This window comes from Mesotoga sp. HF07.pep.5.2.highcov (assembly GCF_003666285.1).
GTDB lineage: Bacteria > Thermotogota > Thermotogae > Petrotogales > Kosmotogaceae > Mesotoga > Mesotoga prima.
In genome coordinates this window covers 1-2888 of record NZ_JFHJ01000693.1, presented here as the reverse complement: position 1 = coordinate 2888, position 2888 = coordinate 1, and the positions used below count along the sequence as shown (strand labels likewise).

The following is a 2888-nucleotide window of genomic DNA, read 5'->3' as shown; positions in this document are numbered from 1 at the left end:
CAAACTCATAACGACCGGAAAACTGGAGGCCATCCGCGCTTCTTTGAATAGAGACCGCCTTACTATAACTGTGAAAAACAGACCAGAGGTTCCATTTGAATCTATAGATGGCTACATGAGCGATAGCCGGCTAAACGGAGTTGTGAGGATAGATTTCAGGCCAGGGACAACTATGGAAAGCGTTCTTCCCAAGATACTCCAGATGAAGCTCGAAGTGATAGATGTTGATCACATAAAGCCTTCTCTTGAAGACGTATTCGTCGAGCTTACCGGAGAGAAATCATAGAGCTAGAAGACTCCACGGATCGATCTTCAAACCACCTTCAAGTCTTGACTTTTCTGCAGCCCAGCACATGAGGTGACTCTGAATCGACTCTTTGAACGAAGTTGACAGCCCAGCCGTTTCGCCTTTAAGGTATCTTACGAAATCTCTAGTAATCTCCATGTCTCCGCCGCCGTGCCTTGATTCGTCATGTGATATCTTATAAATCTTCGTCTCTCCTGAGAACAATCTCAGCTCGACTCTGTCGCTTTCGAAGTCTCCGTAGATCTCTCCGTCGCTTCCGCTAATGAAAATCTTTCTTGTCTTTGAACTTGTGAAGGCATTCATGGAGAAAGATGCTTCCACACCATTTTCGAACGAGACCAAAACGTTCTGATAGTCGACAACGTTGTTATCGCTTCTGAAAACGCATTTGCCGTAATTACCCGTACGGAGAACATCCCTTCTCTTCTCGAGTGACATATCATTTCCAATCGTATTCACTGGCCAGTCGGTATTATCTGAAAGATACTGGGTGACGGCCGAATACGGGCAGGTTCCTTTTAGAGGACAGTCCAGGCACCTTCCAGTAGAACTCTCGGGTGCGTTCTCTCTACGGAAGTATTTGAGGCCACCGTGGGAAACAACTGAAAGTGCTCTTGACGAAAGCAACCAGGTGAGGATGTCCATATCGTGACAGCTCTTTGAAAGGATAGAAGGACCTGCAAGCTCCGATCTTCTCCAGTTTCCCCTCACGTAAGAATGGGCGAAGTGATAGTATCCGACCTGTTCGGTGTACTCAACAGCAATTAACTTTCCGATAGCTTCAGATTCAAGAAGCGACTTGATCGTTTTGAAGAAGCCGGAGTATCTCAAAACGTGGGCAAGAAAAAGCCTCGACGTATCTGCACCGGAGCTTATCAAATCCCTTATGCCGCTCAAATCCGCAGAGATCGGTTTCTCGAGTAGAACAGCGTAACCACTTCTGAGAGCTTCGATTGCCGGCTCGACATGCACCGCCTCAGGTGAGGCGACGATAACACCATCTGCAAACCTGGGTCGCGAAAGGAGCGACTTCCAGTCAGCCACAGCATTTTGAGGAATTATAGAATGATCCTTTGCAAATCTCTCTCTTCTAAACTCGTCGGGCTCAGCCACAGCAACGACGCGCGCATCGCCCATTGAAAGGACAGCCTCACCATATGCGAAATACCCTCTATTTCCAGCGCCTATCATAATTAGATCTATCAAGAGAATCGACCACCTTCATCTTCACTGAATCGATTCTATCACTCAATTCTTAAAGAGAAAGATAGGCAAATTTCCCTTGATGTGTTATAAAGGGAAAGATCAAAAACGAAAGGACGTGACGAGTTTGACAGACATAAAAAGAAACGACACAGAGATCGTAAGAGTCTCCAAGAGAGAATACAAAGGCCATGAATTCATTGATTTGAGGATCTACTATCAGGACGATGAAGGAGACTACAAACCTACTAAGAAAGGAATCACAATCAACCCAAAACTCGTCGATGAACTTATAGACGCACTCAAAAAAGAAAAAGACTCTGCCCCAGAAAAAGAATAACTCTCATGCCGTCGCCGGTCACGTAAGCCGTGATCGGCTTTCATGAAAGAGCTTTAATCCTTCATAAGAACTGGAAGTCGTTTATAAGAGCTTGATTTATAGTGCTTCTTAATCCATGCTGTTGGCTCTTAGAAAGAAACAAAAAGGAGAATCATAGACCAAACGGAATCTCACATGTAAGCAACGCTGTGCGCTGGAAAGAGCCGTCCTTCGGTGCTCGTCCAAGACCATGGACCCGTCCTTCGGAAAGACTGGTTCTTCGTTCCGACGCTGCGCGTCCAGGTTGTTCGTTCTTGAACAGATCCCGTATCAAGTCCGGGATGACAGTGTTAGGCGATTGCGATAACGTCACATTCCGCCATCCTCAAGAAACTGTCCTTCGTCAAGGATCATGAACCTGTCCCTCGAAAGAGCCGCTATCCATTTAGGAACAAGAACCCGCTGTATGCCGATGAAAACCGCGTTGTCCGTCAACGGTCCACGGTCCTCCGAGAGGATCAAAACCTAGATCCCGAAACAAGTTCGGGATGACACAGTGAGAAACTTCCCAAAGCCGATGTCGGGATAACTTCCTTAGTTGCATTGAATCCCTGAACTGATTGCCGGTTCTCTTCACGAGACCCCATACCCTGTAATCGATACCCTGCGCTCCGCGTCATCTGAAATTGTTTCAGCATAATGGTTGTGGTTCTTGAACATGGCGAAGAACGAAGAACAGATCCTCGCTCTGGAAGAACGGGTTCTCCTTGGGGAACGGAGAACCGTTCAACGGCAAACCGGTTTCACTTGGCTTTTTCCAACGCCCTACGTCCTACCGCAAACCACGCTATATCCCTTCGAAAAGCAAGATCCCGAAACAAGTTCGGGATGACAGCATGCGTGACTTCTGAAAAATCATGGCGGTTTGAAAGCGTTTGTTAATTCCGGGAACATCTCAATTCGTCATGAACTTGTTTCAGCATCCAGCTCCTATTTATTCTTCGGAGAACGGAGAACCTTTCAATGGCGAACCAGTTCCTTTGCTCTTTCCTACCACGT

4 protein-coding genes are annotated in these 2888 nt (G+C 46.7%); 2 read left to right on the top strand and 2 right to left on the bottom strand.

Annotated elements, in window-relative coordinates:
- On the top strand, positions 1-286 hold a 286-nt coding region (locus tag BG32_RS14735), incomplete at its 5' end, for a DUF4162 domain-containing protein (protein WP_121527045.1).
- On the opposite strand, the gene BG32_RS14730 is transcribed toward BG32_RS14735, so the two are convergent.
- Positions 281-1513: a Gfo/Idh/MocA family protein gene (locus tag BG32_RS14730; RefSeq protein ID WP_006486562.1), complete on the bottom strand. Its 1233-nt coding sequence runs from the start codon at positions 1511-1513 to the stop codon at positions 281-283. The two genes, BG32_RS14735 and BG32_RS14730, sit on opposite strands and share 6 nt — an antisense overlap.
- Before the next feature lie 124 nt (positions 1514-1637).
- Here BG32_RS14730 and BG32_RS14725 point away from each other — a divergent pair, with 124 nt between their 5' ends.
- The gene (locus tag BG32_RS14725; protein ID WP_006486560.1) at positions 1638-1850 is read left to right on the top strand and encodes a transcriptional coactivator p15/PC4 family protein; all 213 of its coding nucleotides are present in this window, start codon (positions 1638-1640) and stop codon (positions 1848-1850) included.
- A 348-nt stretch (positions 1851-2198) separates the two neighbouring features.
- On the opposite strand, the gene BG32_RS16900 is transcribed toward BG32_RS14725, so the two are convergent.
- Positions 2199-2324, bottom strand: coding sequence for a hypothetical protein (locus BG32_RS16900; protein ID WP_006486555.1), 126 nt, complete (start codon positions 2322-2324; stop codon positions 2199-2201).
- Positions 2325-2888: the final 564 nt, after the last annotated feature.